This is a genomic window from Pelobium manganitolerans, assembly GCF_003609575.1.
GTDB lineage: Bacteria > Bacteroidota > Bacteroidia > Sphingobacteriales > Sphingobacteriaceae > Pseudopedobacter > Pseudopedobacter manganitolerans.
On sequence record NZ_MBTA01000027.1, the window covers coordinates 298,201 to 304,457 of the forward strand.

Here is a 6,257-nt window from a genome sequence, read left to right on the forward strand (position 1 = left end):
TACAAATTAACTTTAGTCTAAAACAGCAAGAATATCTCATGGCGAAAGTAGCTTCTTAAATTAGAAGAATATTTATGCGTCAGGTTTATCTTTTAGCAATTTCTACAAGTCTGTGTTTCATCGCAGCATATAGCAGCACCAACCACCTACTTTCAGAGCTATTCTTAATTGCTTTTTGGCTCTTATTCGCTTTCTTAGTATTTTCTCTGGTGCGTCGTGTATTTTCAAAAAGAAAACCTAAGTAAAACCCCAATTATTTAAGCTTAGATCTTGAGGTATTTTGTCAGCTCAGTATATAAATCAGTGTTTTGCGATAGGCACCACCTAATATATTAACGGATAAAACGTACCTTTGCGCCAATATGATTACAGTATCAAATTTATCTTTACGATTTGGAAAACGCACTTTGTTTGAGGATGTTAACCTAAAATTTACTCAAGGAAACTGCTATGGTGTGATAGGGGCAAACGGAGCGGGAAAGTCTACTTTTATGAAAATACTGGCGGGCGAAGTTGACCCTACTGGCGGTTCAGTAAGTTTTACACCCGGCGAACGTATGGCGGTTTTAAACCAAAACCATTACGCATTTGACGAGTTTACGGTTTTAGAAACCGTTATGATGGGCTGGAAAGAGCTCTATAGCATCATGAAAGAAAAAGATGCTATTTATATGAAGGAAGATTTTTCTGAGGAAGATGGCTTGCGGGCTGGCGAACTGGAAAACCAATTTGCAGAAATGAACGGCTGGAATGCAGAAAACGATGCAGCTACTTTATTGAGCAACCTAGGTATAAAAGAAGAAAAACACAACAAACTTACCAAAGAACTTGACGGTAACGAAAAGGTAAGGGTTTTGCTCGCCCAGGCACTATTTGGCAATCCAGATATTTTAATCTTGGATGAGCCTACCAACGACTTGGATATTGAAACCGTTGGATGGCTAGAAAACTTTTTAGCCGATTATCAGAACATCGTTTTAGTAGTTTCGCACGATAGGCACTTTTTAGACACGGTATGTACGCATATTGTAGATATTGATTTTAGTAAGATGAACATTTATACCGGAAACTACTCTTTCTGGTACGAGTCATCACAACTTGCGCTGCGCCAACGTTCTGATCAGAACAAAAAAGCAGAAGAAAAAATTAAGGAGTTGCAAGAGTTTATCCGTCGTTTTTCAGCTAACGCGTCTAAATCAAAACAGGCAACTTCCCGTAAAAAAGCACTGGAAAAAATCAATGTGGATGAGATTAAAGCATCCAGCAGAAAGTATCCTGCAATTATGTTTAACCAAATGAGCCGCGACCTTGGCGACCAAGTATTGCAAGTAGAAAACTTAACCAAAGTGTTAAACGGCGAAACCTTATTTAAAAACATCAGCTTTACGGTAAATAAAGGCGATAAAATAGCCTTGCTTTCTCAAAATTCATTAGCAACTTCCGCACTGCACGATATTTTAGCCGGTAGAGATACGGATTTTAGTGGAGAATTTAAATGGGGCGTTACGGTAGTTCCATCTAGTTTACCAATAGACAACCATAGTTTTTTTGATGGAAAAGACGATAACTTAGTGGATTGGCTGCGCGAATATTCTAAAGACGAAAAAGATGAAACTTTTATCCGTAGCTTTTTAGGCAGGATGTTGTTCTCTGGCGAAGAAGTTTTCAAAAAATCTAGCGTGCTGTCTGGAGGAGAAAAGATGCGTTGTATGTTTTCTAAGATGATGTTAGAAGCGCCTAATGTTTTATTGTTCGACGAGCCGACTAATCACTTGGATTTGGAATCTATCACCGCGCTTAACAACGGTATGAAAGATTATAAAGGCGTTATTTTATTTACCTCACGAGATCATGAACTTACCGAAACGGTGGCAAATCGTATTATTGAGGTTACGCCAAACGGCGTTTTAGATAAATTGATGGATTACGATGAATACATCAGCAATGAAACGGTTAAGCAACAACGTCAAGAGCTTTATGGTGAGTTAGTATAATTACACTGCGCCACGGCGTTCTAGAAACGCATAAAAAAAGTCCTATTTCAAACGCGATAGGACTTTTTTTATAACTGCAGTAATTTATTTTACCCTTTCAACATAAGCGCCGGTTGCAGTTTCTACTTTAACCTTATCACCTTGGTTCACAAATAAAGGCACTTTAATTTCAACACCAGTTTCCACGGTCGCATTTTTCATCGCGTTGGTAGAAGTGTCGCCTTTAACAGCAGGTTCGGTATAAACAATCTCTAGCTCTACATGGTTAGGTGCTTTTGCAATGATAGGCTCATCACTTTCCATGGAAACAATAACGTTCATTCCCTCTCGTAAAAAGCGTGCAGAGCTACCGAATAACGATTTTGGAACATTAAATTGTTCAAAACTTACATTGTCCATCACTACAAAATAGTCTCCGTCTTCGTATAAGTATTGATAATCGTTGGTTTCTACCCTACAAATATCAACCTCTTCATCGGTACGCATACGTAGTTCGATGATTTTTCCGGTTTTGATGCTTCGCATCTTACCGGTATAAAAAGCACCACCTTTTCCAGGGGTGCGATGGTTCAATTCGTCAATAGTAACTAGCTCGCCGTTAAAGCGAATAACATTTCCTGTTTTTAAGTCTCCAGCTTTTGCCATTTTATATTAATACTTTTTGCGTTGCTAAAATAGCTAATATCTATGTAAAACAATAAAGCTTTATATCAAAAGCCGTCTTACGAAAGCTGTACTTTTCTGGAATAATTTAAAAAAACGGGGGCAAAAAAAAAGCCCCCTCCCGTTCGGGGAGGGGGCTTTGTAAAAGATCCGGCACCGACCTACTCTCCCACGTTTTACCGCAGTACCATCGGCTCTGGCGGGCTTAACTTCTCTGTTCGGAATGGGAAGAGGTGGACACCGCCGATATAGGCACCTGAATTTCTTCAGAAGGAAGCTACTGGCTTCCCTTTTTTTGTTATCAATATCTTGACATAAGACCGGAAGAAAAAGCCGCCCAGATGGCGGTGGAGCGCAACGTATGTTATCTGCTGAAAGTATCGGGCAATTAGTACCTGCTCGGCTTTGCTGTCGCCAGCTTTACACCTGCGGCCTATCGACCCCGTAGTCTACGGGGGCCCTCTATGGAGATCTCATCTTGTGGCCAGTTTCGCGCTTAGATGCTTTCAGCGCTTATCTGATCCCGGCATAGCTACTCTGCAGTGCCCCTGGCGGGACAACAGATTCACCAGCGGCCGGTCCAGCCCGGTCCTCTCGTACTAAGGCCAGCCCCACTCAGATCTCCGGCGCCCACAACAGATAGGGACCGAACTGTCTCGCGACGTTCTGAACCCAGCTCGCGTGCCACTTTAATCGGCGAACAGCCGAACCCTTGGGACCTTCTCCAGCCCCAGGATGTGACGAGCCGACATCGAGGTGCCAAACCTCCCCGTCGATATGAGCTCTTGGGGGAGATCAGCCTGTTATCCCCAGAGTACCTTTTATCCTTTGAGCGATGGCCCTTCCATGCAGAACCACCGGATCACTATATCCGTCTTTCGACCCTGCTCGGCTTGTAGGCCCCACAGTCAAGCATGCTTATGCTATTGCACTCCCCGTACGGTTACCAAGCGTACTGAGCATACCTTTGAAAGCCTCCGTTACACTTTTGGAGGCGACCACCCCAGTCAAACTACCCGTCAAACAGTGTCCCCCGCTAAGCGGGGTTAGACACCGGACACAGAAAGGGCGGTATTTCAAGGGCGATTCCGAGGCCCCTGGCGAGGCCCCTTCGACATCTCCCGCCTATCCTACACATCCTGTGCCCAGTGGCAATGTTAAACTGTAGTGAAGGTTCATGGGGTCTTTCCGTCCCGTTGCGGGTACCCGGCGTCTTCACCGGGACCACAATTTCACCGAGCTCATGGCCGAGACAGCGCCCAGATCGTTACACCATTCGTGCAGGTCGGAACTTACCCGACAAGGAATTTCGCTACCTTAGGACCGTTATAGTTACGGCCGCCGTTTACCGGGGCTTCGATTCAATGCTTCTCCCGACAAGTGTCGGGATGACATCCCCTCTTAACCTTCCGGCACCGGGCAGGTGTCAGGCCTTATACTTCATCTTCCGATTTCGCAAAGCCATATGTTTTTGTTAAACAGTCGCCTGGGCCTTTTCACTGCGGCTCGGGTCGCCCCGAGCGCCCCTTCTCCCGAAGTTACAGGGCCATTTTGCCGAGTTCCTTAGCCATGATTCACTCGAGCACCTTAGGATCCTCTCCTCGACTACCTGTGTCGGTTTGCGGTACGGGCCTCCATAGCCTGGAGCTTAGCGGGTTTTCTTGGGAGTATGGTTACCTGCGCTGTCCGCTCCCCCGGGGGGTCGCGGTACTGTCGGGCTTCGGCACTCCGCCCGGACTTACCTGGGCGGCGTATACCTACGCCCTTCAACGTGCTATTCCGTCAGCACGCGGCAGTGTCACTGCTCCGTCGCCGCATCGCAGCTATAGAGGGTACGGGAATGTTGACCCGTTGTCCATCGGAATCCCCGTTCGGGTTATCCTTAGGCCCCGACTGACCCTGATCCGATTAGCGTTGATCAGGAAACCTCAGTCTTTCGGTGGGCGGGTTTCTCTCCCGCCTTATCGTTACTTATGCCTACATTTGCTTTTCCGTAAGGTCCAGGAAAGGTCGCCCCTTCCATTCGCCCCCTACGGAATGCTCCCCTACCATCCCGCCTTAAAGCGGGATCCAGGGCTTCGGTATACTGTTTGATGCCCGTTCATTATCCATGCCCGGCCGCTCGACTAGTGAGCTGTTACGCACTCTTTAAATGAATGGCTGCTTCCAAGCCAACATCCTAGCTGTCTGTGCAGCCGGACCCCGTTAGTCCAACTTAACAGTAATTTGGGGACCTTAGCCGCTGGTCTGGGTTCTTTCCCTCTCGGCGCGGGACCTTAGCACCCCGCGCCTCACTGCCGGCAATATTTCTATAGCATTCGGAGTTCGTCTGGATTTGGTAGGATTTGACTCCCCCGCACCCAATCGGTAGCTCTACCTCTATGAAACTCTCATGCCGACGCTGTTCCTAAAAACATTTCGGGGAGTACGAGCTATTTCCCAGTTTGATTGGCCTTTCACCCCTACCCACAGCTCATCCGGAAACTTTTCAACGTTTATCGGTTCGGTCCTCCAGTACCTGTTACGGCACCTTCAACCTGGCCATGGGTAGATCACAAGGTTTCGCGTCTGCCCCCTCTGACTCTGCGCCCTGTTCAGACTCGCTTTCGCTTCGGCTCCGCTCCTTAAAAGCTTAACCTTGCCAGAGAGGAGCAACTCGTAGGCTCATTATGCAAAAGGCACGCCGTCACCCCGCCAAAAGGCGGGGCTCCGACCGCTTGTAGGCACACGGTTTCAGGTTCTATTTCACTCCCCTGTCCGGGGTTCTTTTCACCTTTCCCTCACGGTACTGGTCCACTATCGGTCTCTCAGGAGTATTTAGCCTTGGCGGATGGTGCCGCCGGGTTCCCACAGGGCGTCTCCGACCCCGCGGTACTCAGGATCCTGCTGGGCCATTATCGCTTGCGTGTACGAGGCTATCACTCTGTACCGCCGGGCTTCCCATCCCGTTCCACTTCGCTTTAATGTAACCCTGTCGCAGTCCTACAACCCCGCACGTGCCGTGACACGTGCGGTTTGGGCTTCTTCCGTTTCGCTCGCCACTACTCCGGAAATCACTGTTGTTTTCTTCTCCTCCGCTTACTTAGATGTTTCAGTTCAGCGGGTTCGCGCTTGTGCAACATACCTTCAGTATGTTAGGTTACCCCATTCGGAAATCCGCGGATCAAACCGTATGTGCCGGTCCCCGCAGCTTATCGCAGCTTATCGCGTCCTTCATCGCCTCTGAGAGCCTAGGCATCCCCCGTGTGCCCTTATTTACTTTCTCTTTGTTGATAGATCGCTCTATCTGTTGCTCTCGCCGTCTTCTGTACGGCTTCTTCTTCCAGTATGTCAAAGAACTTTGTCCCCGGCGTCGCGCCGGGAAAAGTGGAGAATAACGGATTCGAACCGTTGACCCCCTGCGTGCAAGGCAGGTGCTCTAGCCAGCTGAGCTAATCCCCCAAGATAAGACGCTTCTCGTAGTCCCGAGCAGATTTGAACTGCTGACCCCTACATTATCAGTGTAGTGCTCTGACCAACTGAGCTACGGGACTCTTTTACCCCCTGCCAGCGGACAGCGCCACCGATCTCACATCTCTCCGGGTGTCTTCCTTATCCTTC

At 47.9% G+C, this 6,257-nt stretch carries 2 protein-coding genes, 2 tRNA genes and 2 rRNA genes; 1 reads left to right on the forward strand and 5 read right to left on the reverse strand.

The window, feature by feature from the left end:
• The first annotated feature begins 362 nt into the window (after positions 1 to 362).
• Positions 363 to 1,994 (forward strand): ABC-F family ATP-binding cassette domain-containing protein, encoded by a 1,632-nt coding sequence (locus BCY91_RS14730; protein ID WP_120182798.1) that lies wholly within the window; start codon positions 363 to 365, stop codon positions 1,992 to 1,994.
• 84 nt (positions 1,995 to 2,078) lie between these two features.
• Here BCY91_RS14730 and efp read toward each other — a convergent pair whose 3' ends face one another.
• The 5 genes from efp to BCY91_RS14755 form a co-directional block, all read right to left on the reverse strand.
• On the reverse strand, positions 2,079 to 2,639 hold the full coding sequence (efp, locus tag BCY91_RS14735) for an elongation factor P (protein WP_120182799.1): 561 nt from the start codon (positions 2,637 to 2,639) through the stop codon (positions 2,079 to 2,081).
• A 166-nt stretch (positions 2,640 to 2,805) separates the two neighbouring features.
• Positions 2,806 to 2,917, reverse strand: a 5S ribosomal RNA gene (rrf, locus tag BCY91_RS14740).
• A 109-nt stretch (positions 2,918 to 3,026) separates the two neighbouring features.
• A 23S ribosomal RNA gene (locus BCY91_RS14745) occupies positions 3,027 to 5,922 on the reverse strand.
• A 102-nt stretch (positions 5,923 to 6,024) separates the two neighbouring features.
• Positions 6,025 to 6,098 (reverse strand) — tRNA-Ala (locus BCY91_RS14750).
• A gap of 18 nt (positions 6,099 to 6,116) precedes the next feature.
• Positions 6,117 to 6,190 (reverse strand) — tRNA-Ile (locus BCY91_RS14755).
• Positions 6,191 to 6,257: the final 67 nt, after the last annotated feature.